General features: G+C 69.1%; 22 protein-coding genes and 2 pseudogenes. 16 read left to right on the plus strand and 8 right to left on the minus strand.

Going from position 1 to position 19,528, the window contains the following annotated elements; genetic code table 11:
* On the plus strand, positions 1–200 hold a 200-nt coding region (locus tag AC27IO_RS11195; protein ID WP_498738982.1), incomplete at its 5' end, for an EamA family transporter.
* Here the strand turns inward: AC27IO_RS11195 and AC27IO_RS11200 are convergent.
* The gene (locus tag AC27IO_RS11200; RefSeq protein ID WP_498738983.1) at positions 197–1,108 is read right to left on the minus strand and encodes a LysR substrate-binding domain-containing protein; all 912 of its coding nucleotides are present in this window, start codon (positions 1,106–1,108) and stop codon (positions 197–199) included. The two genes, AC27IO_RS11195 and AC27IO_RS11200, sit on opposite strands and share 4 nt — an antisense overlap.
* A 115-nt stretch (positions 1,109–1,223) precedes the next feature.
* Here AC27IO_RS11200 and AC27IO_RS11205 point away from each other — a divergent pair, with 115 nt between their 5' ends.
* Both AC27IO_RS11205 and chrA read left to right on the plus strand, forming a co-directional pair.
* Positions 1,224–1,928, plus strand: coding sequence for an SDR family oxidoreductase (locus AC27IO_RS11205; protein WP_284430523.1), 705 nt, complete (start codon positions 1,224–1,226; stop codon positions 1,926–1,928).
* Between the two features lie 126 nt (positions 1,929–2,054).
* Positions 2,055–3,413: a chromate efflux transporter gene (gene chrA / locus AC27IO_RS11210; RefSeq protein ID WP_498738984.1), complete on the plus strand. Its 1,359-nt coding sequence runs from the start codon at positions 2,055–2,057 to the stop codon at positions 3,411–3,413.
* Positions 3,414–3,553: 140 nt separating this feature from the next.
* Here chrA and AC27IO_RS11215 read toward each other — a convergent pair.
* Positions 3,554–3,990: pseudogene (locus AC27IO_RS11215) on the minus strand (winged helix-turn-helix transcriptional regulator).
* Between the two features lie 218 nt (positions 3,991–4,208).
* On the opposite strand from AC27IO_RS11215, the gene AC27IO_RS11220 reads away from it, so the two are divergent.
* The 3 genes from AC27IO_RS11220 to AC27IO_RS11230 all read left to right on the plus strand — a co-directional run bounded on the left by AC27IO_RS11220 (position 4,209) and on the right by AC27IO_RS11230 (position 5,747).
* On the plus strand, positions 4,209–5,015 hold the full coding sequence (locus tag AC27IO_RS11220) for an SDR family NAD(P)-dependent oxidoreductase (RefSeq protein ID WP_498738985.1): 807 nt from the start codon (positions 4,209–4,211) through the stop codon (positions 5,013–5,015).
* A 43-nt stretch (positions 5,016–5,058) separates the two neighbouring features.
* Positions 5,059–5,355 (plus strand): YciI family protein, encoded by a 297-nt coding sequence (locus tag AC27IO_RS11225; protein ID WP_498738986.1) that lies wholly within the window; start codon positions 5,059–5,061, stop codon positions 5,353–5,355.
* Positions 5,356–5,429: 74 nt separating this feature from the next.
* Positions 5,430–5,747 carry a DUF4148 domain-containing protein gene (locus AC27IO_RS11230; RefSeq protein ID WP_498738987.1) on the plus strand — a complete coding sequence of 106 codons (318 nt, stop codon included), beginning with the start codon at positions 5,430–5,432 and terminating at the stop codon, positions 5,745–5,747.
* Positions 5,748–5,821: 74 nt separating this feature from the next.
* Here the strand turns inward: AC27IO_RS11230 and AC27IO_RS11235 are convergent, their stop codons facing one another.
* Genes AC27IO_RS11235 through paoA form a run of 4 tightly spaced genes read right to left on the minus strand, consistent with a single transcriptional unit; the run spans position 5,822 to position 10,673 of the window.
* Entirely contained in the window at positions 5,822–6,835 is a 1,014-nt protein-coding gene (locus tag AC27IO_RS11235) for an XdhC family protein (RefSeq protein WP_498738988.1), read from the minus strand.
* A gap of 18 nt (positions 6,836–6,853) precedes the next feature.
* On the minus strand, positions 6,854–9,052 hold the full coding sequence (gene paoC, locus AC27IO_RS11240; RefSeq protein WP_498738989.1) for an aldehyde oxidoreductase molybdenum-binding subunit PaoC: 2,199 nt from the start codon (positions 9,050–9,052) through the stop codon (positions 6,854–6,856).
* Positions 9,049–10,005 carry an FAD binding domain-containing protein gene (locus AC27IO_RS11245; protein WP_498738990.1) on the minus strand — a complete coding sequence of 319 codons (957 nt, stop codon included), beginning with the start codon at positions 10,003–10,005 and terminating at the stop codon, positions 9,049–9,051. The genes paoC and AC27IO_RS11245 overlap by 4 nt, the downstream gene beginning before the upstream one ends.
* The gene (gene paoA / locus AC27IO_RS11250) at positions 10,002–10,673 is read right to left on the minus strand and encodes an aldehyde dehydrogenase iron-sulfur subunit PaoA (protein WP_284430514.1); all 672 of its coding nucleotides are present in this window, start codon (positions 10,671–10,673) and stop codon (positions 10,002–10,004) included. Before paoA ends, AC27IO_RS11245 begins: the two co-directional genes overlap by 4 nt.
* 299 nt (positions 10,674–10,972) lie before the next feature.
* On the opposite strand from paoA, the gene AC27IO_RS11255 reads away from it, so the two are divergent.
* From AC27IO_RS11255 to AC27IO_RS11270, 4 genes are all read left to right on the plus strand, one after another.
* Positions 10,973–11,455 carry an NUDIX hydrolase gene (locus AC27IO_RS11255; protein WP_272566313.1) on the plus strand — a complete coding sequence of 161 codons (483 nt, stop codon included), beginning with the start codon at positions 10,973–10,975 and terminating at the stop codon, positions 11,453–11,455.
* 193 nt (positions 11,456–11,648) lie between these two features.
* The gene (mnmA, locus tag AC27IO_RS11260) at positions 11,649–12,776 is read left to right on the plus strand and encodes a tRNA 2-thiouridine(34) synthase MnmA (protein ID WP_498738991.1); all 1,128 of its coding nucleotides are present in this window, start codon (positions 11,649–11,651) and stop codon (positions 12,774–12,776) included.
* 16 nt (positions 12,777–12,792) lie between these two features.
* Positions 12,793–13,683, plus strand: a complete 891-nt coding sequence (locus AC27IO_RS11265; RefSeq protein ID WP_498738992.1) for a LysR substrate-binding domain-containing protein — start codon at positions 12,793–12,795, stop codon at positions 13,681–13,683.
* Positions 13,684–13,900: 217 nt separating this feature from the next.
* Positions 13,901–15,562, plus strand: a complete 1,662-nt coding sequence (locus AC27IO_RS11270) for an L-lactate permease (RefSeq protein WP_272566317.1) — start codon at positions 13,901–13,903, stop codon at positions 15,560–15,562.
* A 161-nt stretch (positions 15,563–15,723) separates the two neighbouring features.
* On the opposite strand, the gene AC27IO_RS11275 is transcribed toward AC27IO_RS11270, so the two are convergent.
* Both AC27IO_RS11275 and AC27IO_RS11280 read right to left on the minus strand, forming a co-directional pair.
* Complete coding sequence (locus AC27IO_RS11275; protein WP_284397368.1) at positions 15,724–16,062, minus strand: serine/threonine protein kinase; 339 nt, start codon at positions 16,060–16,062, stop codon at positions 15,724–15,726.
* 150 nt (positions 16,063–16,212) lie between these two features.
* Positions 16,213–16,990: pseudogene (locus tag AC27IO_RS11280) on the minus strand (MBL fold metallo-hydrolase).
* Between AC27IO_RS11280 and AC27IO_RS11285 the strand changes: the two are divergent.
* From AC27IO_RS11285 to AC27IO_RS11310, 6 genes are all read left to right on the plus strand, one after another.
* Positions 16,905–17,153 (plus strand): hypothetical protein, encoded by a 249-nt coding sequence (locus tag AC27IO_RS11285; RefSeq protein ID WP_498738997.1) that lies wholly within the window; start codon positions 16,905–16,907, stop codon positions 17,151–17,153. The pseudogene AC27IO_RS11280 and the gene AC27IO_RS11285 overlap by 86 nt on opposite strands.
* 66 nt (positions 17,154–17,219) lie before the next feature.
* A complete protein-coding gene (locus tag AC27IO_RS11290; protein WP_498738993.1) occupies positions 17,220–17,534 on the plus strand; it encodes an ArsR/SmtB family transcription factor in 315 nt (104 codons plus the stop codon).
* A gap of 5 nt (positions 17,535–17,539) precedes the next feature.
* A complete protein-coding gene (locus tag AC27IO_RS11295; RefSeq protein WP_498738994.1) occupies positions 17,540–17,968 on the plus strand; it encodes a YeeE/YedE family protein in 429 nt (142 codons plus the stop codon).
* A gap of 16 nt (positions 17,969–17,984) precedes the next feature.
* On the plus strand, positions 17,985–18,407 hold the full coding sequence (locus AC27IO_RS11300; protein ID WP_498738995.1) for a DUF6691 family protein: 423 nt from the start codon (positions 17,985–17,987) through the stop codon (positions 18,405–18,407).
* Positions 18,408–18,509: 102 nt separating this feature from the next.
* Entirely contained in the window at positions 18,510–19,058 is a 549-nt protein-coding gene (locus AC27IO_RS11305) for a type 1 glutamine amidotransferase domain-containing protein (RefSeq protein WP_284427864.1), read from the plus strand.
* Between the two features lie 5 nt (positions 19,059–19,063).
* On the plus strand, positions 19,064–19,336 hold the full coding sequence (locus AC27IO_RS11310; protein ID WP_498738996.1) for a hypothetical protein: 273 nt from the start codon (positions 19,064–19,066) through the stop codon (positions 19,334–19,336).
* The last annotated feature ends 192 nt before the right edge of the window (positions 19,337–19,528 follow it).

Raw genomic sequence — 19,528 nt, forward strand, 5'->3', positions numbered from 1 at the left:
TGTATTTCCGGCTCATCGCCGACGTGGGGCCGCTCAAGGCGCTGTCGGTGACCTTCCTGGTGCCGCTGTTCGGCGTGGCCTGGGGCTGGCTGGTGCTGGGCGAGGCCGCCACCGCCGCGCACGCGGCCGGCGGCGGGCTGATCGCCGCGGCGCTGTGGCTGGTGCTGCGGCCGGCGGCCGTGGCGAAACCTGGACGTTAGCCCGGCAACGGGGGTGGGGCGGCCGGCGGTCCGCCCGCGCCGTCCAGCAGCCAGCGCCGCACCTGTGCAACCGATTCGGGATGCCGTTGCTTGCGGGGGTGCACGAGGTAGTAGCCCGCGCCGGTGCGCAGGGCCTCGGGAAAGGCCAGCACCAGCCGCCCGGCCGCCAGATCGGGCGCCACGAATTCCTGCTGGGCCAGCGCCACGCCCTGCCCCATGGCGGCGGCATCGATGGCGAGCGTGGTCTGGTTGAAATGCAGGGCGCGCGCCGCAGGTGCCCTGGCCTGCGGCGCGCACTGCTCGAAGTAGGTCTCCCATGGCGACTGCGCATCGTGCAGCAGCACCTGCGCGATGCCATCGCCGGCCTGCGCGCTCCGTTCTCGCCACCGCGGGCTGCAGACGGCGACCAGGCATTCCTCGAACAGCAGATCGGCGGACAACCCGGGACCGAACGGGGGCCGGCCATAGCGCACGGCCAGGTCCACCGCTTCGTTGTGGAAGTGCGCCAGCCGCTCCGTGGCCAGGATGCGCAGATCGACGCCTGGGTGCCGGCGCGTGTAGCCGTCGAGCCGCGGGATGAGCCATTTGGTGGCGAAGGTGGGCGTCACGCTCACGGTCAGTCGCAGGGGCTGGGGGACCAGGCTCTCCGTGGCCTGGGCCAACAGTTCGAAGGCCCGCCGCACGCCGACGATGTATCGCTGGCCGTTGGACGTGAGCGCCAGCGCGCGGGGCAGGCGCTCGAAGAGCTTCAGGCCCAGTTCCGCCTCCAGGGCCCGCACCTGCTGCGCCACGGCGCCTTGCGTCACCCCCAGTTCCAGCCCGGCCAGCCGGAAGTTGAGGTGGCGGCTCGTGGCCTCGAAGGCACGCAGGGCATTGAGCGAGGGCATGCGCCCGAGGGGTTCCGTCATGGGTGCAGATTTTCTACTGATTCGAGGCAGGCGATCTGCCGGGCTCCATGCCCCCGAAACGTCTGGGCTGTCGAACAATCTGCAGGTGCCACTGGCGGCACGCAAGGACCGACAAATGGCAGTAGAAAAAGTGGCGCTCATCACCGCCGGCGGCAGTGGCATGGGGGCGGCGGCCGCACACCGGCTGGCCGCCGATGGCTTTCGCATCGGCATCCTTTCCTCCTCCGGGAAAGGGCAGGCGCTCGCCGAGGCGCTGGGGGGCGTGGGGGTCACCGGCTCCAACCAGTCGGTGGAGGACATCGGGCGTCTGGTGGACCTGGCCCACCGGCGCTGGGGCCGCATCGACGTGCTGGTCAACAGCGCCGGCCATGGGCCTCGGGCGCCATTGCTGGACCTGTCCGACGAACAGTGGCTCGAGGGCATGAACACTTACCTGCTGAACGTGATCCGGCCCACCCGCCTGGTGGCGCCCCTCATGCAAAGGCAGGGCGGCGGGGCGATCGTCAACATCTCCTCGGCCTGGGCACTGGAGCCCAGCGCGCTGTTCCCGGCGTCGTCCGTCATGCGCGCCGGGCTGGCCTCGTTCACGCGCATCTTCGTCGACAGCTTCTCAGCCGACAACGTGCGGATGAACAACGTGCTGCCCGGCTGGATCGACAGCCTGCCCGTGTGGGAAGAGCGGCGCACCGCCGTGCCGCTGCAGCGCTACGGCACCGTGGAGGAAGTCGCCGCCACGGTCGCCTTCCTGGCCTCCGACGGGGCGGCCTACATCACGGGGCAGAGCCTGCGGGTGGACGGCGGGCTCATGCGCGCGCCGTGATCCGGCCGGGCCCTTCCACGTCCACGGCGGCGGCCCTATGATCCGCGCACCGGGAACACAGCCTCCCGTCCCGCCCCGGGTAGACGGTGTCCCGTCCAAGTGCTGGCAGCTCTCATGGAATCGATCATGGACACCGCCTTGCCCGACGACGCCGCATCGGCACGCCCCCACCCGCTGCCACTCTCCGTGGCCCTGCTTTTCTGGCTGAAGCTCGGCTTCATCAGCTTCGGCGGCCCGGCCGGGCAGATCGCTCTCATGCATGCGGAACTGGTGGAGCGCCGCCGGTGGATCTCGGAAAAGCGCTTTCTCCACGCCCTGAACTACTGCATGCTGCTGCCCGGGCCCGAGGCCCAGCAGCTGGCCACCTACCTCGGCTGGCTGCTGCACCGGACCTGGGGCGGCATCCTCGCCGGCACGCTGTTCGTGCTGCCGTCGCTGTGCCTCCTCATCGGGCTGTCCTGGCTCTACATGGCCCATGGGGACATGCCGGTGATCGCCGGGGTGTTCTACGGCATCAAGCCGGCCGTCACGGCGCTGGTGGTGCAGGCGGCCTGGCGGATCGGAGGCAGAACGCTGAAGAACCGCTGGCTGTGGGGCATCGCGGTGGCCGCGTTTGTAGCCATCTTCGCGCTGCAGGTGCCGTTTCCCGCGATCGTGCTGCTCGCGGCGTTTGCCGGCCATGTGGGCGGCCGGGTGTCGCCGCAGGCTTTTTCCGCCGGTGGCGCCCATGGCGCGGCAACGGCATCGGCCGGGCCGGCACTGATCGACGACGACACGCCCGCGCCGCCCCACGCCTTGTTTTCGTGGACGCGGTTTGCCAAGGTGCTGCTGGTGGGCGCGGGGTTGTGGCTGCTGGCGCTGGGAGGGCTCTGGGCGCTGTTCGGATGGCATGGGGTGCTGACCCAGATGGGGTGGTTCTTCACCAAGGCCGCGCTGATGACCTTCGGCGGCGCCTACGCCGTGCTCCCCTACGTCTACCAGGGCGCGGTCAACCACCACCATTGGCTGAGCGCCACGCAGATGATCGACGGCCTGGCGCTGGGCGAGACCACGCCCGGCCCGCTCATCATGGTGGTGTCGTTCGTGGCCTTCGTCGGGGGATGGACCCATGCCCTCTTCGGGCCCGGATCGCTGTTCCTGGCAGGCGCCGTGGCCGCCACCGCGGTGACGTTCTTCACCTTCCTGCCCTCGTTCGTCTTCATCCTGCTGGGCGGCCCGTTCATCGAGTCCACCCACGGCAACCTGAAGTTCACCGCGCCGCTGACCGGCATCACCGCCGCCGTGGTCGGCGTGATCGCCAACCTGGCGGTGTTCTTCGCCTATCACGTGCTGTGGCCGCAGGGCCTGGGAGGCCGCTTCGACGCCGCCTCGGCCGCCATCGGCGTGCTGGCCGCGGTGGCCCTGTTCCGGCTCCGATGGGGTGTGATTCCGGTGCTGGCGCTCTGCGGACTGCTGGGCGTGGCGTGCCAGCTGTCGGGGGTGTGACAGGCCTTGGAAAATGCCGTGGCGGATGGCAAGAGCCACCGCCACTACCCAGCGCAGCCCGGACCAGCCAATTGCCCCACGGCGGATGAGCGGGTCATTGAACTCCGCACAGCCGCTTGCGGAGCGAGACGCGGCATCTGCTACTCGGGGTTCACCATCTTGATGGCACGCGTGCCGATTTCGGCTCCCGTCACCGCATCAATGGCGACGGGCTGGATGTCGGTGCCGTTCTCGGCATCCAGGAAACGCACCAGTGGCCTGCGCCCCGGTGCTTTCTCCCCCACGCGCCAATCATGAAAAGCACCGGCAGGTAGTCGCGCCCCGCTTGGGTCAGAACGTATTCCTCGCGGGGCGGACGCTCGGAGTACTGCCGCTTTTCCAGCAACTTTTCGTCGGTCAGTGTCGCCAAGCGCTTGGTCAGCATGGTGGGCGCAATCCCAAGGCTCTTCTTGAACTGATCAAAGCGTGTCAGTCCGGAATTGGCGTCTCGCAGGATCAGCATCGTCCAGGCGTCACCCAGGACATCCAGGCTGCGCGCGATCGGACAGGTGCTTTCGGAAGATTTCTTGATGTTCATATCGTTTTAGTATTGACTCACTATTTAATCGATACTAACATGCGAGCCATCGCCAGTCCATCCCCTCACGTGTCCAGAAGGAATCCATGTTCAGCACCGTTTTGTATTGCACAGGTCACGCAGTCGCCTTGGGGCTGGGGCTTCATTCCACCACCCGATGAATTCGCGTCCCTTGCCCATTCTTTAGCTCCGCAGATCCCTTTCAGAAAACATCACCCATGAAAAAGACCGTCTTGATTACCGGCGCATCCTCCGGCTTCGGTTTGCTGCTCGCCAACCAGCTTCAACAGCAAGGCTTCAACGTGATCGGCACCAGCCGCGAGCCTGAAAAGTACGCGGGCAAGGTGCCTTTCAAAATGCTGCGACTGGACATCGATGATGACGAATCCATCCGGCGATTCACCGACCAGCTGTTTGCCCACACCCAGCAACTGGACGTATTGGTTAACAACGCGGGCTACATGGTCACCGGCTTGGCCGAAGAAACTTCGGTGGCCGTGGGCCGTGACCAGTTCGAAACCAACTTCTGGGGCACGGTCAAGGTCACCAACGCCTTGCTGCCCCATTTCCGCAAGCAAAAGCGGGGGCAGATCATCACGGTGAGTTCCATCGTCGGCCTGATCGGCCCACCCAACCTGTCTTATTACTCCGCATCCAAACACGCGGTGCAAGGGTTTTTCAAATCCCTGCGGTTCGAATTGGACCCGTTCAATATCAAGGTCAGTATGGTGGAACCCGTCTGGTTCAAAACCAATCTGGCCCACAACGCCGTCGCGGCCAACACGGCTCGCATCGCTGACTACAACGCCTACCGCAGGCAGGCCGATGCAGCGACGCAAAAGGGCATTGACGAAGCCGAAGCACCCGATGCCGTGGTGCAGACCATTACCCGGTTGATCGGGATGAAAGAGCCCAGGTTCAGCAACCCGGTGGGGAAGATGACCGGAATGATTCTGTTCCTTCAAAGCTACCTTCCGAAAATGTTCGAAGGCGCGATTTTGAAAAGCGTGAAAACCGCAGCGTGACACTGGAAAAACCGGGATTTGGCAAACCAACCGAAAACACACCATGAAATATTTTCTCTGCAAATTCATTCCTCCCCGCGCGGATTTTCTCCCCACGATGTCTGCCGATGAGCAGGAGGGAATGAAGCAACACGGGATGTACCTGGACACGCTGCTCGCTCAAGGGCTGATCGTCGCCCATGGTCCCGTGATGGACCCTGCGGGGGGTTATGGCGTATCGCTCTTTCAAATCGCCGACGACCAGGAAATCACCGCACTCACCTCCGGGGACCCGCTGATCCGACAAGGAATCGGCCATTACGAGCACCACCCCATGCTCCATTTGAAAACCCGCGCTTGATGCGGCGCCACCCATTCCTTGATTGATTTGGAGAACCTGAAATGCCTTATTCCCAATTGCATGCCGTGTCTTCCATGAAGACCGCCCAGAACCCATCGGGAGCACGCCGCGGCATGCTCCCGGCAGCCGCTGCGGTGCTGGCCCTTGCCATGTCCTTCGCGGTGCCATCCCAAGCACAGGAAGGCGCGTCCAGACAACAAGAATTGTCCCGTGCCGAGGTGATCGCGGACCTCGCCCTGTGGCGCCGTTCGGGAGCCGATCGGTATGAAGAATTGTCGCGTTCGTATGGGCTGGACACAAAGGCCTACGAGGAGGCCTACCAGGAATACCTGCGCCTTCGCAGCAGCGACGCGTTCCAGTCGGAAATCCAGAAGGCCACCGACAAAAAGTGAGCCGCAGGCCATGTCAGAGGGTGGCGCGGGCATGGCAAGGGCTCCGTCCGATCACCCCTGGCGAGAGGCACGCCTCAACCCGCCAGCCATTCCTTCGCAGGCGCCACCTGCATCTGCGGCGGGATCGCCACCCCGTTGCGGACACTCAACACCTCGGCCATGACGCTCACGGCGATCTCCGCCGGCGTCTTGCTGCCGATGAACAGGCCGATGGGCCCCTTCAACCGCGCCAGCGCCGGTGCGTCCAGGTCGAAGTGCTCGGCCAGCCGCTGGCGCCGCGCTGCGTTGTTGCGCCGGCTGCCGATGGCGCCGACATAGAACGCATCGGTCTTCAGCGCCTCCAGCAGGGCGAGATCGTCCAGCTTGGGGTCGTGCGTCAGCGCGATCACGGCGCTGCGCCGATCGGGGCGGAAGGCCAGCACCACGTCGTCGGGCATGCCATCGGCCAGCGCGGTGCCGGGCACCGACCACGCGCCGCGGTACTCCACCCGCGGGTCGCACACCGTCACCGCGAAGCCGTTGAAGCCGGCCATGGTGGCCAGGTATTCGGCCAGTTGCCCCGCGCCGATCAGCAGCATGCGGTACTGCGGGCCGAAGGTGCTGGCCACCGTTTGCGCATCCGCATGGAAGGCCTGCGCGCCGCGGGCCTCGGACAGGGTGACCGCCCCATCGGAGAGCCGCACGCTGCGGCGCACCAGGCAGCCCTCGGCCAGCGACTCGACCAGGGCCTGCAGCGAGTCGAGCGCCGGATTGCGCTCCACCAGCAACTCCAGCGTGCCGCCGCAGGGCAGTCCGAACCGGTGGGCCTCATCGGCGGACACGCCGTATTTCAGGAGCACCGGCTTCGCCGGGTCGCGGGGCAGGGCATCGTCCCGGCCGGGCGTGCAGCACCGGGCGATCAGGTCGTCCTCGATGCAGCCGCCACTGACGGAGCCCACGACCGCGCCGCGGTCCGACAGCGCAAGGATGGAGCCCACGGGCCGGGGCGACGAGCCCCACGTCCGCACCACGGTGACGAGCCAGCCGTGCCCCCCCGCGCGGCGCCAGTCGAGCAGGGTGTGCAGCACCCGGGAATCGAGGTTGTCCACGGCGCGTTCCCTTCGGCGTCAGGCCTGGGCCGGCAGGTGCGGCAGCAGCTTGTCCAGGGTGATGGGGTAGTCGCGCACCCGCGCACCCGTGGCGTTGTAGACCGCGTTGGCCACGGCGGCGCCGACGCCGCACAGGCCCAGCTCGCCCACGCCCTTGGCTTTCATGGGCGAGGAGATGGGGTCGGTCTCCGGCAGGAAGATGACCTCCTGGTGCGGGATGTCGGCATGCACCGGCACCTCGTAGCCGGCCAGGTCGTGGTTGACGAAGAAGCCCCGGCGCTTGTCCACGGCCAGCTCTTCCATGAGCGCCGAACCCACGCCCATGGTCATCGCGCCGATGACCTGGCTGCGGGCGGTCTTGGGGTTGAGGATGCGGCCCGCCGCGCACACGGCCAGCATGCGGCGCACCCGCACTTCGCCCGTGTCCACCGCCACGCCCACCTCGACGAAATGCCCGGCGAAGGTGGACTGCTGGTACTGCTTGTCGAGGTCGCCGTATTCGATGGCGTCCTCGGCCACCAGGCCGGCCTCGCCCGCCGCCTCGCCCAGGGGCACCGAACGCCCCGCCGCGCGCACCATGCCATCGGCGAACACGGCATCGGCCGGCGCCACGCCGAGCTTGCGCGCGATCGTCTCGCGCAGCTTCATGCAGGCCGCGTACACGCCGGCCGTCGCGTTGTTGGCGCCCCATTGGCCGCCCGAGCCGGCCGAGGCCGGAAAGGCGGAATCGCCCAGGCGCACGTCCACCTGCTGGAGCGCGACGCCCATCACCTCGGCGGCCGTCTGGCCCATGATGGTGTAGCTGCCAGTGCCGATGTCGGTCATGTCGCTCTCCACAGTCACGCGCCCCGTGCGGTCCAGGCGCACGCGCGCGGCCGACTTCATCAGCAGGTTGTTGCGAAAGCCCGCGGCCACGCCCATGCCGACCAGCCACCGGCCCTCGCGCCGCTGGCCCGGTGCCGCGCTGCGCTGGCTCCAGCCGAAGCGCTCCGCGCCCAGGCGCAGGCACTCGACCAGCTGGCGCTGCGAGAACTTGCGGCCCGGCTTTTCAGGATCGGTCTGGGTGTCGTTGAGGACGCGGAATTCGATGGGGTCGATGCCCAGCCGCTCGGCCATTTCGTCCATGGCGATCTCCAGCGCCATCAGCCCGGGCGCCTCGCCGGGCGCGCGCATGGCATTGCCCTCGGGCAGGTCCAGCTGCGAGATGCGCAGCGCCGTGTAGCGGTGGGCACCGGCATACAACAGCCGTGTCTGCGCGATGGCGTCCTCGGGGTCGCCGCCGGGCAGATTGCCGGACCAGCTTTCATGGCCGATGGCGGTGATCCGCCCGTCCTGGCCCGCGCCGATGCGGATGCGCTGGATGGTCGCGGGCCGGTGCGTGCCGTTGTTGGCCATGAGCGGGCGCTGCATCGCCACCTTGACCGGCCGGCCTGCCGCGCGCGCGCCCAGCGCGGCCAGCACGGTGTCGGCCCGCAGGAAGAGCTTGCCGCCGAAGCCGCCGCCGATGTAGGGCGACACCAGCCGCACCTTGTCCGGCGCCAGGCCCAGGGTCTTGGCCAGGTCGCCCGCGGTCCAGGCGATCATCTGGTTGGACAGCCACACCGTGAGGTGGTCGCCCTCCCAGGCCGCCAGCGAGGCGAAGGGCTCCATCATCGCGTGGGTGTGGTCGGGCGTGGTGTAGGTGACATCCAGCCGCACCGGGGCCTCGGGATAGCGGCCGGCGAAGTTGCCGAACGCGCTCTCGGGCTTGGAGGACTTGGGCACGGTGGCGGAACCACGCTCAGCCGCCAGGTCGAACGCGCCAGGCGTGCTGACGTAATCGATCTTCAGCAGATGCGCCGCGGCGCGGGCCTGCTCGAAGGTTTCGGCCACGACCAGCGCGACGGCTTGGTGGTAGTGCTCGATGCCTCTGCCGCCCAGCAGGCGGGCGACGTTCATCTTGCCCTTGCCGAGCTTGCCGGCGTTCTGGGCATTGACGATGGCCAGCACGCCCGGCGCGGCGCGCGCGGCGGTCAGGTCCATCGAAGCGATCCGCCCCTTGGCGATGGACGATCCCACGATGTAGCCGTACGCCTGGCGCGCCACGACGTCGTGCTGCTCGTAGGCATAGCGCGCCTGTCCGCTGGTCTTGAGCGGGCCGTCGATGCGGTCCAGCGGCTGGCCGACCACCTTGAGCTGGTCGATGGCATTGTGCGAAGCCGGGGTGTCGAATTTCATGATTGGCCTTTCGCCTCGGCCAGCACGCCGACGAGCGTGCGCTCGACCAGGGCCACCTTGAATGCGTTTTCGTGGGTGGGGCGCGCCGCGCCCAGCAACTGCGCCGTGGCGGCCTGCGCGCCTTGCGGCAGGGCCGCGTCCGCCGACGCCATGCGCCAGGGCTTGTGCGCCACGCCGCCCAGGGCGACGCGGCCCGTGCCGTCCTTTTGCAGCACGGCCGCCACGGAAATGAGCGCGAAGGCGTACGAGGAGCGGTCGCGCACCTTGCGGTAGATGTGGGTGCCGCCCGCGGGCGTGGGCAGCGTCACGGCGGTGATGAATTCGCCGGCGTCGAGCGCAGTCTCGATGTGCGGGGTGTTGCCCGGCAGCCGGTGGAAGTCGGCAATGGGAATGCGGCGTGGCTGGCCGTCCGCCCGCACCGTCTCGACCACCGCATCCAGCGCCCGCATGGCCACGGCCATGTCGCTCGGGTGGGTGGCGATGCAGGCCTCGCTCGCGCCCACCACCGCATGCTGGCGCGTGACGCCGCCGATGGCCGCGCAGCCCGCGCCCGGCTGGCGCTTGTTGCACGGCATGTTGGTGTCGTAGAAGTAGGGGCAGCGCGTGCGCTGCAGCAGGTTGCCGGCGGTGGTCGCCTTGTTGCGCAACTGGCCCGACGCACCGGCCAGCAGGGCGCGCGACAGCAGGCCGTAGTCGCGCCGCACGCCGGCATGCGCCGCCAGGTCGGTGTTGCGCACCAGCGCACCGATCCGCAGGCCGCCCTCCGGCACGGGCTCGATGCGGTCCAGGCCCAGGCCGTTGATGTCGATGAGGTGCGTGGGCGCCTCGATCTGCAGCTTCATCAGGTCCAGCAGGTTCGTGCCGCCGGCGATGAACCGGGCCTGCGGGTTGCCTGCGGCGGCGGCTGCGGCGGCCTGCACCGAGGCCGCGCGTTCGTAGGTGAATGGCTTCATGCAGCACCCCCGTTCGTGGTGGCCACTTCGGTGATCGCATCCAGGATGTTGGAATAGGCCCCGCAGCGGCACAGGTTGCCGCTCATGCGCTCGCGGATCTCGTCGGCCGAGAGCAGGGGCTGCGCCGTGAGGTCGCCGCTCACATGGCTGGGAATGCCGGCCTTGATTTCCTGCAGCACCCCCACGGCCGAGCAGATCTGGCCCGGCGTGCAGTAGCCGCACTGGTAGCCGTCATGCTTGACGAACGCGGCCTGCAGCGGGTGCAGCTTCTGCGGCTGCCCCAGGCCTTCGATGGTGGTGACCTGCGCGCCCTCGTGCATCACCGCCAGGGTCAGGCAGGCATTGATGCGGCGGCCATCGACGATGACCGTGCAGGCACCGCACTGCCCGTGGTCGCAGCCCTTCTTGGTGCCGGTGAGGTGCAGGTGCTCGCGCAGGGCGTCGAGCAGCGTCGTGCGGGTGTCCAGCGACAGCGTGTGCTGCTGGCCGTTGATGGTCATGCGCACCGGCATGGCCGTCTCGCCCTGGGGCGCCAGCGCGCCGGACTTGGCCGGCAGCGGCGCCGCGGTGCGGGCGGCGGCCCCGGTGGCGGCCACCGCAGAAGCCGAGGCGGCCCCCACGACGAACAGGTCTCGCCGGGTCAGCGCTGGGTCGGAGAAGTTTTGCATCGTGGGATCCTTTATGGGGGAAGGGGCGGGGGAGCCCTCTGGCCACTCGCCGGGGTGCGGGAGCGCGTGCGCGGGCATGTCTTTGCAAGCCTCACCCAATCCATCTTGCGCAGACGGCAAGGAGAAGGTTTGGAGGCCAACGCCGCGTCCGCTTGTCAGCCACCAGTGGCGCGGCAGGCGATCGGCAGGCCGTACCCTTCGATGTCCGTCCACACCGATGCCGGGCGAATCACCGTCCTCGCCCGCGTGTCGCGCATCCCCTACACGGCCTGACATGCCCTCTCGTCATAATGGCCGCCATGCCGAACCGCTGGAAACCCAACGTCACCGTGGCCGCCGTCATCGAACAGGACGGCCGCTTCCTGCTGGTGGAAGAAGACACGGCCGACGGGCTGCGGTTGAACAACCCGGCGGGCCACCTGGACCCGGGCGAGTCGCCCATCGACGGCTGCGTGCGCGAGGTGCTGGAGGAAACCGCCTGCGACTTCACCCCCACGGCACTGGTGGGCGTGTACCTCAACCGCTTCACGCGCACCCGCACGGGCGACGACATCACCTACCTGCGCTTTGCCTTCGCCGGCTCGGTGGGGCCGGTGCATGCCTGGCGCACGCTGGACGACGGCATCGTGCGCACCGTGTGGATGACGCTCGACGAGATCCGCTGCTGCGCGGACCGCCACCGCAGCCCGCTGGTGATGGAGTGCATCGAGGACTACCTGGCCGGCAAGCGCTACCCGCTGGAGCTGATCCACACCGACGCCAGCGTGCTGCAGCCGCGCTGACCCGGGCGGGCCGCACGGCGCCCGCCACCGCCGCGTTTTGGCCCGTATCGCCTCCATGCCGGCGGATTGATTGCCCTTGTTGCTATTAATTCAATAGCGCAACAGATCCGGCCGGATCGCATGCCCCGCGGCGCACCTGGCGTTCTGCCGGCACGCCCCCGGCCGCGGCGGCATAAAAAATACAATCCCGGCCATGACAGCAACCCCCAAGCACCGCGTCGTCGTCGGCCTGTCCGGCGGCGTGGATTCCGCGGTCACCGCCCATCTGCTGAAAGCCATGGGCCATGAGGTCGTCGGCATCTTCATGAAGAACTGGGAAGACGACGACGACAGCGAATACTGCGCCTCCAACATCGACTTCGTGGATGCGGCCGCCGTGGCCGACGTGATCGGCATCGAGATCGAGCACGTGAACTTCGCCGCCGAGTACAAGGACCGCGTGTTCGCCGAGTTCCTGCGCGAGTACCAGGCCGGCCGCACGCCCAACCCCGACGTGCTGTGCAACGCCGAGATCAAGTTCAAGGCCTTCCTGGATCACGCCATGCGCCTGGGCGCCGAGAAGATCGCGACCGGCCATTACGCGCGGGTGCGGCAGAACGCGGCGAGCGGCCTGTTTGAACTGCTCAAGGGCCTGGACCCGTCCAAGGACCAGAGCTATTTCCTGCACCGCCTGAACCAGGCGCAGCTGTCGAAGACGCTGTTTCCCGTGGGCGAGCTGCACAAGACCGAGGTGCGCCGCATCGCCGAAGAGATCGGCCTGCCCAATGCCAAGAAGAAGGACTCCACCGGCATCTGCTTCATCGGGGAGCGGCCGTTCCGCGAGTTCCTGAACCGCTACATCGCCCATGCGGCGGGGCCGATCCAGGACGAGCGCGGGCGCGCGCTGGGCCGCCACCAGGGCCTGAGCTTCTACACGCTGGGCCAGCGCCAGGGCCTGGGGATCGGCGGGGTGAAGGAAAAGGGCGCGCAGCGGGGCAGCGGGGACCACGCCCCCTGGTTCGTCGCGCGCAAGGACCTGGACAAGAACGTGCTGCGCGTGGTGCAGGGCCATGACCACCCCTGGCTGCAGTCGCACACGCTGCAGGCGGGCGATGCGAGCTGGGTGGCCGGCGCGGCGCCCGCCGCCGGCCTGCTGGCGGCCAAGACGCGCTACCGGCAGGCCGATGCGCCCTGCCGCATCGATCCGCTGCCGGACGGCGGCTTCGCGCTGGAATTTCCCGACGCGCAATGGGCCGTCACCCCGGGCCAGTCCGCCGTGCTGTACGACGGCGAGGTGTGCCTCGGGGGCGGCGTGATCGCGTCGGCCACCACCGTCGCCTGACGGGCCCGCCGCACGCATGGCCCCGCCGCGCATTCCGCCGATCCAGGGCCTGCTGGCGTTCGAGGCGCTGGCGCGGCTGCGCAGCGTGACGCACGCGGCCGAGGAGATGAGCGTGACGCCGAGCGCGGTGAGCCACCGCATCCGCCAGATGGAGACGCTGCTGGCCGTCAAGCTCTTCGCGCGCGGCGATTTCAGCCTGACGCCCGCCGGCGCCGCCTACCTGGAGCGGGTGCGCGAGGCCATCGCCGCGCTGCAGCATGTGCCCGGCACCCTGGGCGTAGGCCAGGCGACGCGCCTGCGCCTGGGCGTGACGCCGACCTTCGCGCGCCAGATGCTGCTGCCGCGCATCGCGCAGTTCCGCCACGCCTACCCGGACATCGAGCTGCAGCTGCAGGTGTCGCTGCCGGTGCACCACATGATGGCCGAGGAGGCCGACGTGGAGGTGCGCTTCGGCACCGGGCACTTTCCCGACCGCGAATCGGTGCAGCTCTTCGCCGACCGGATCACGCCGGTGTGCAGCCCCGAATACCTGGCCGAGACCGGTCCGCTGGACGGCCTGGCGACGGAAGAGTCGGCGGCGCGCGTGCGCTTCATCCGCTGCGCGCTGGAGCCCTGGCGCACCTGGTTCAAGGCCGTGGGCATCGCCCAGCCCGAGCCGGTGGTGGGCAGCCAGTTCAACGACCTGGGCATGGCCTGGGACGCGGCGGTGGCCGGCTTCGGCGTGGCGCTGCTGCGCCTGCGCGCGGGCCAGCCCTGGCTGGAGAGCGGCCAGCTCGTGCGCCTGTCGCGCGACAGCCTGCCGTCGCCGCACGACTATTTCCTGTGCTGGAAGGCCGGCGCGCTCGAGCGCTGGGAGTGCGCGGCCTTCGTGGACTGGCTGCGCCAGGCGCTGCACGACGGCCCCTGATGGACGCCGGGCGCTCCGGGACAGCGGGGTGCAGCCCCTGCGGGCGCAGCGGCTGACACGGAACTGACACGGTTTGAAAAGCCTTCACGCGGGCCGCGAAGGTTTTTCACGCCGCGCGCTCCGCAAATTTCTACAGTGGGCCGGCGCAGGTCCCGGCAGAGGGCCGCGGCACGGGGCCCCGCGGTCCGCACACCGATAGAACACCGGAGACAAACCCATGACCTGGCAGCAAATCTACGACCCGTTCGGCAACATGATCATTTCCACCGCGCTGGCCGCGATCCCGGTGGTCGTGATGCTCGCCGCGCTGGGCTTCTTTCACATCAAGGCGCACATCGCGGCCGGGCTGGGCCTGGTCGCGGCGCTGCTGGTGGCCATCTTCGCCTACGGCATGCCGGCCGACATGGCCGGGCGCGCGGCGCTGTACGGCGGCTTCACCGGCCTGCTGCCCATCGGCTGGATCGTGCTGAACATCATCTTCCTGCACCAGCTGACCGAGCAGAACGGCAGCTTCAAGGTGCTGCAGGATTCGCTCTCGGGCATCACCGGCGACCGGCGCATCCAGCTGCTGCTGATCGCCTTCAGCTTCGGCGCGTTCTTCGAGGGCGCGGCGGGCTTCGGCACCCCGGTGGCGGTGACGGCGGCCATCCTGATCGGGCTGGGCTTTTCGCCGCTGGCCGCCTCGGGCCTGTCGCTCATCGCCAACACGGCGCCGGTGGCGTTCGGGGCGCTGGGCACGCCGGTCATCACGCTGGCCAAGGTGCACGGCTACGACCTGATGGAGGTGACGGCGATGGTGGGGCGGCAACTGCCGTTCTTCTCGCTGCTGGTGCCGTTCTGGCTGATCTGGGCCTTCGCGGGCCGCAAGGGCATGTGGGAGATCTGGCCCGCCATCCTGGTGACGGCGGTGTCCTTCGCCGTGCCCCAGTACCTGGTGTCCAACTTCATCGGCCCCGAACTGGTGGACATCATCGCCGCCATCGTCTCCATGGCCTCGCTGGTGGCCTTCCTGCGCGTGTGGAAGCCCAAGACGGTGTGGACTTCGGCCTCGCTGCGCGGGCGCGACGTGAGCGCCTCGGAGGCCAAGCCGCCCCAGCCCGTCACCGCGCACAGCCGCGCCGCGCTGGTGGCCGCCTGGACGCCCTGGGTCATCCTGTCGGTGTTCGTGTTCATCTGGGGCCTGCCGCCGGTCAAGGCCTGGCTCAACGGCCTGTTCGCGCCCGCCTTCCCCATGGCCGGCCTGCACAACCTGATCGAGAAGGTGCCGCCCGTGGTGCCCACGCCCACCAAGGAGGGCGCGGTGTACACGCTGAACCTGCTGTCGGCCACCGGCACCGCCATCCTGCTGTCGGCGGTGGTGAGCGCGTTCTTCATGAAATACAACCCGGTCGCCATCGCGCGCACGTTCTTCAAGACGGTGTGGCTGGTGCGCTTTTCGCTGCTGACCATCGTGCTCATGCTGGCCCTGGGCACGCTCACGCGCTATTCGGGCACCGACACCACGCTGGGGCTGGCGTTCGCCAACACGGGCGTGTTCTACCCGTTCTTCGGCACGCTGATGGGCTGGCTGGGCGTGGCGCTCACCGGCTCGGACACGGCCTCGAACGTGCTGTTCGGCGGCATGCAGAAGGTCGCCGCCGAGCAGTTGGGCCTGTCGCCCAACCTCATGGGCGCGGCCAACAGCTCGGGCGGGGTGATGGGCAAGATGATCGATGCGCAGTCAATCGTGGTCGCATCGACGGCCACCCGCTGGTTCAACCACGAGGGCGACATCCTGCGCTACGTGTTCTTCCACTCGATCGCGCTGGCCTGCCTGGTGGGGCTGTACGTGACGCTGCAGGCGTACGTGTGGCCCTTCCACCTGATGGTGGTGCACTGAACGGGCCGCGGAACAGCGGCGGCCTTGACTTCAGGCGCTTGAAGCCTTTTGGGCCGCAACCGCATGTTCCACTAGGGCATACCGCTATATTTTCAATAGCAAGCAAAAGGGGCGCACGGGCGCCCCTTTTTTTTGTTTTTTTGCTGCGTTGCCGCGCCGCGTCAGCCGGTGCGCTTGGCGTCCGGGTCGCTCGGGCCGTTGCGGTCGGAGAGCATCTCGGCCGGTGGCTCCAGGTCGCCGCTGTCGCTGCCCTCGGCCTCCCAGGTGCCGCCGTCGCGGCCGGTCTTGCCGCGGGGGTGGGCCATGTCGGTGCCGTCGTCGAAGTTCAGCGGGCCGCCGCTGCGCGGGTCGTCGAAGGCCTGCACCGAGATGTCCTCGATGCCGTCCGAAACGTCCTGCTCGGCTTCCAGGTGGTCGTTGATGTCGTCGCCTTCCGGCATTTCGGCCGTGGGATCGTCGGTGGGGTCGATGGCGGTGTCGGGAACGATGGGGGTGCGCATGGCGGGCTCCTTGGGTCGGTCGGTGGGGACGCGGTCCGTGAAACGGTGCGCCGGATGCCTACAGCTTCGCCCCGTGCCAGCGCCGGGGCAGTGGGCCCGGCACCTGTTACCGGGTAGGAGCGATCCCGCACGGCCCGACAACGCCCGGGCTCAGGCGGCCGGAGGCGTTCCGAACGCGTTCAGCGGAATGCGCAGGTAGGCGATGCCGTTCGCCTCGGGGGGCGGCAGTTGCCCGGCGCGCACGTTGACCTGCAGGGAGGGCAGCAGCAGCGCCGGTGCGCCCAGCGTGGCGTCGCGCGCACGGCGCAGGGCGACGAAATCCGCCTCGGCCACGCCGCCGCCCACGTGGATGTTGTGTTCGCGCTGCGCCTGCACCGTGGTCTCCCATTGCGGCGCGCGCCCGGCCGGTGGGTAGTCGTGGCACACGAACAGGCGCGTGTCGCCCGGCAGCGCCAGCAGCCGCTGGATGGAACGGTAGAGCGTGGCCGCATCGCCGCCGGGAAAGTCCGCCCGCGCCGTGCCCACGTCGGGCATGAAGAGCGTGTCGCCCACGAAGGCCGCGCCGTCCACGAGGTAGGCCATGTCGGCCGGCGTGTGCCCCGGCACCCACAGGGCCGTGACGGGCGTGTCGCCCAGCCGCAGCGTCTCGCCATCGCGCACCAGATGGTCGAACGGGCTGCCGTCCGCGGCGCCGGTTTCGGCGGGAAAGAGCCGGCCGAAAGCGGCCTGCACCGCGCGGATGTGCTCGCCCACCGCGATGCGTCCCCCCCGCCTGCGCCTTCAGGTACGGCGCGGCCGACAGGTGGTCGGCATGCACGTGGGTCTCCAGGATCCACTGCACCGTGAGCCCCCGCTCGCGCACGCAAGCCAGCACCGCATCGGCCGAGCGGGTGGCGGTGCGGCCCGCGGCGGCATCGAAGTCGAGCACCGGATCGATGATGGCCGCGCACCGCGTCGCCAGATCCCACACGAGGTGGGTCACCGTGCCCGTGGCGGGATCGAAGAACGACTGCAGGGAAGTGGTGCGGGGCATGGCGGGCGGCCTTTCAGGCGGTTCAGCGGAGAACAATCTTTCCACAGATATTATGTGATTTGATATATTGAATCCAACGCCGACCTTTCGGTGGCCTTGTGACGGCTTTTGCATCGATCTTCCCATGGACCCCACCCCCATCGACCCCGAGCGCCTGCGCCAGGCGGCCAGTCAGGCCGTCTCGGCCCTGAAGGCCCTGGCCAACGAAGACCGGCTGCTGCTGCTGTGCCAGTTGTCGCAGGGCGAGCAGTGCGTGAGCGACCTGCAGGCACGCTTGGGCATCCAGCAGCCCACGCTGTCGCAGCAGCTCGGCGTGCTGCGCACCCAGGGCGTAGTGGAGACCCGGCGCGAGGGCAAGAACATCCACTATTGCGTGGCCGACGCCGCGCTGCTCGAGATCCTGGCGGTGCTGTACCGCCTGTACTGCCCCAAGGAGTGAACCCCATGGCCATCGACTGGAACGCCTTCACCCCCGGCACCGCATTGGCGGGCGGCGCGCTCATCGGCCTGGCGGCCGGGGGCTTTTTCCTGCTGGCGGGGCGAATCGCCGGCATCAGCGGCGTGGTGGGCGGCCTGCTGCGGCCCCGGCGCGGTGACCGGGCCTGGCGCGTGGCCTTCGTGGCGGGCCTGGTCGCGGCGCCGCTGGCCTATGCACTGGCCGCACCCCTGCCGGCGGTGCGCATCGACGCCGGCCCGGGCCTGCTTATCGCCGCGGGCCTGCTGGTGGGCGTGGGCACGCGCTACGGGGCGGGCTGCACCAGCGGCCACGGCGTGTGCGGCCTGTCGCGCTGGTCGGTGCGCTCCCTGGCGGCCACGCTGGTTTTCATGGCGGCCGGCATGGGCACGGTCTTCGCGCTGCGGCACCTGGCCTGAACGGAGGGAACGCGCCATGACCGTTTTGATCGCCTTTGCCGCGGGCCTGGTCTTCGGGCTGGGGCTGCTGGTGTCCGGCATGGCCGACCCGGCCAAGGTGCTGGGGTTCCTGGACATCGCGGGGTCCTGGGACCCGTCGCTCGCCCTGGTGATGGCCGGCGCCGTGGGCGTGGCCCTGGTGGCGTTCACGATGGCGCGCCGCCGGGGCACCACGCTGCGCGGCACACCGCTGCAGTGGCCCGCCGCGCACGGCATCGACGCGCGGCTGGTGGGCGGCAGCGTGCTGTTCGGCATCGGCTGGGGACTGGCCGGCATCTGCCCGGGCCCGGCCCTGGTGCTGCTGGGCATGGGGGTGCCGGACGGCGTGTGGTTCGTGGCCGCCCTGCTGGCCGGCATGGCGGTGTTCGAGGGCATCGAGCGCTGGCGCGGTCGCGGCTGACGACCGCCATGCAGGCCGATGTCCTGCGCCGCGATGGCAGTTGGCCGACACGCCACGGGCACCAAGGCCCCTAGATTGGTGGCCTTTGAAAGGACCCCACCCATGACCGCATCCTCTCCCGCCGCCAGCGCCCGCACCGTCGCCATCCTCGTGACCGACGGCTTCGAACAGGTCGAGCTGACGGGCCCGCGCGACGCGCTGCAAAAGGCCGGCATCGCCACCCGGATCATCGCCCCGAAGGCCGGCCAGGTGCAGGGCTTCCACCACGACGAAAAGGCCGACACCTTCGCGGTGGACGGCACCCTCGACCAGGCCGATCCCGCCCGGTTCGATGCCGTGCTGCTGCCCGGCGGCGTGCTCAACGCCGACACCCTGCGCACGGACGCGAAGGCCCAGGCCTTCGTGCAGGCCATCGACCAGGCCGGCAAGCCCATCGCCGTGATCTGCCATGGCGCCTGGCTGCTGGTGGACGCTGGCCTGGTGCGCGGCAAGACCCTGACCAGCTGGCCCAGCCTGGCCACCGACCTGCGCAACGCCGGCGCCACCTGGGTGGACGAAACCGTGCATGTCGAGGGGCAATGGGTCAGCAGCCGCAAGCCCGACGACATTCCGGCGTTCAACCAGAAGCTGCTGCAGGCCGTAGGCGCCTGACCGCGATGGACGACTGGCTCGGCCTCTTGCAGTGGCCGGCATTCGCGGCGTCGGTGCTGGCGGCCTGGCTGGTCGCCTCCACGCACTCAGCGCGGCGCAATGCCGGGTTCTGGGTCTTTCTCGGCAGCAACGTGCTGTGGCTGGCCTGGGGATGGCACACCCGCGCCTGGGCGCTCATGGCGCTGCAGTGCTGCCTGGCGGCGATGAACGTGCGGGGCCTGTGGAAAACGGAGCCGGCCGGCGAGGAAAAGGAAGGCGCGGGCCAGGAGGCCGCCTGAAGAAAGCGGCCCGTCGGTGGCCCGGCAACCCGCGCGAAAAGGGTGCGAAAAAGGCCTGTCTCCTTGCGAAGACAGGCCTTTCATGGGCCACGACGGCGCGACGGCTTCAGAACGGAATGTCGTCGTCCATGTCGTCGAAGCCCGAGGCCGCGCGCGGGGCCTGGGCGGCGGGCGCCGGCGCCGGGCGGGGTG

This window comes from Acidovorax sp. KNOB132 (assembly GCF_057541515.1).

Excerpts from the sequence above, each read along its gene's own strand:
- AC27IO_RS11295 (WP_498738994.1), top strand. The coding sequence starts at position 17,540 with ATGGCCATCGACTGGAACGCCTTCACCCCCGGCACCGCATTGGCGGGC.
- AC27IO_RS11205 (WP_284430523.1), top strand. The coding sequence starts at position 1,224 with ATGGCAGTAGAAAAAGTGGCGCTCATCACCGCCGGCGGCAGTGGCATG.
- AC27IO_RS11265 (WP_498738992.1), top strand. The coding sequence starts at position 12,793 with ATGGCCCCGCCGCGCATTCCGCCGATCCAGGGCCTGCTGGCGTTCGAG.
- paoA (WP_284430514.1), bottom strand. The coding sequence starts at position 10,673 with ATGCAAAACTTCTCCGACCCAGCGCTGACCCGGCGAGACCTGTTCGTC.
- AC27IO_RS11225 (WP_498738986.1), top strand. The coding sequence starts at position 5,059 with ATGAAATATTTTCTCTGCAAATTCATTCCTCCCCGCGCGGATTTTCTC.
- AC27IO_RS11310 (WP_498738996.1), top strand. The coding sequence starts at position 19,064 with ATGGACGACTGGCTCGGCCTCTTGCAGTGGCCGGCATTCGCGGCGTCG.
- paoC (WP_498738989.1), bottom strand. The coding sequence starts at position 9,052 with ATGAAATTCGACACCCCGGCTTCGCACAATGCCATCGACCAGCTCAAG.
- AC27IO_RS11230 (WP_498738987.1), top strand. The coding sequence starts at position 5,430 with ATGAAGACCGCCCAGAACCCATCGGGAGCACGCCGCGGCATGCTCCCG.
- AC27IO_RS11305 (WP_284427864.1), top strand. The coding sequence starts at position 18,510 with ATGACCGCATCCTCTCCCGCCGCCAGCGCCCGCACCGTCGCCATCCTC.
- AC27IO_RS11255 (WP_272566313.1), top strand. The coding sequence starts at position 10,973 with ATGCCGAACCGCTGGAAACCCAACGTCACCGTGGCCGCCGTCATCGAA.
- AC27IO_RS11270 (WP_272566317.1), top strand. The coding sequence starts at position 13,901 with ATGACCTGGCAGCAAATCTACGACCCGTTCGGCAACATGATCATTTCC.
- chrA (WP_498738984.1), top strand. The coding sequence starts at position 2,055 with ATGGACACCGCCTTGCCCGACGACGCCGCATCGGCACGCCCCCACCCG.
- mnmA (WP_498738991.1), top strand. The coding sequence starts at position 11,649 with ATGACAGCAACCCCCAAGCACCGCGTCGTCGTCGGCCTGTCCGGCGGC.
- AC27IO_RS11275 (WP_284397368.1), bottom strand. The coding sequence starts at position 16,062 with ATGCGCACCCCCATCGTTCCCGACACCGCCATCGACCCCACCGACGAT.
- AC27IO_RS11220 (WP_498738985.1), top strand. The coding sequence starts at position 4,209 with ATGAAAAAGACCGTCTTGATTACCGGCGCATCCTCCGGCTTCGGTTTG.
- AC27IO_RS11245 (WP_498738990.1), bottom strand. The coding sequence starts at position 10,005 with ATGAAGCCATTCACCTACGAACGCGCGGCCTCGGTGCAGGCCGCCGCA.
- AC27IO_RS11200 (WP_498738983.1), bottom strand. The coding sequence starts at position 1,108 with ATGACGGAACCCCTCGGGCGCATGCCCTCGCTCAATGCCCTGCGTGCC.
- AC27IO_RS11300 (WP_498738995.1), top strand. The coding sequence starts at position 17,985 with ATGACCGTTTTGATCGCCTTTGCCGCGGGCCTGGTCTTCGGGCTGGGG.
- AC27IO_RS11290 (WP_498738993.1), top strand. The coding sequence starts at position 17,220 with ATGGACCCCACCCCCATCGACCCCGAGCGCCTGCGCCAGGCGGCCAGT.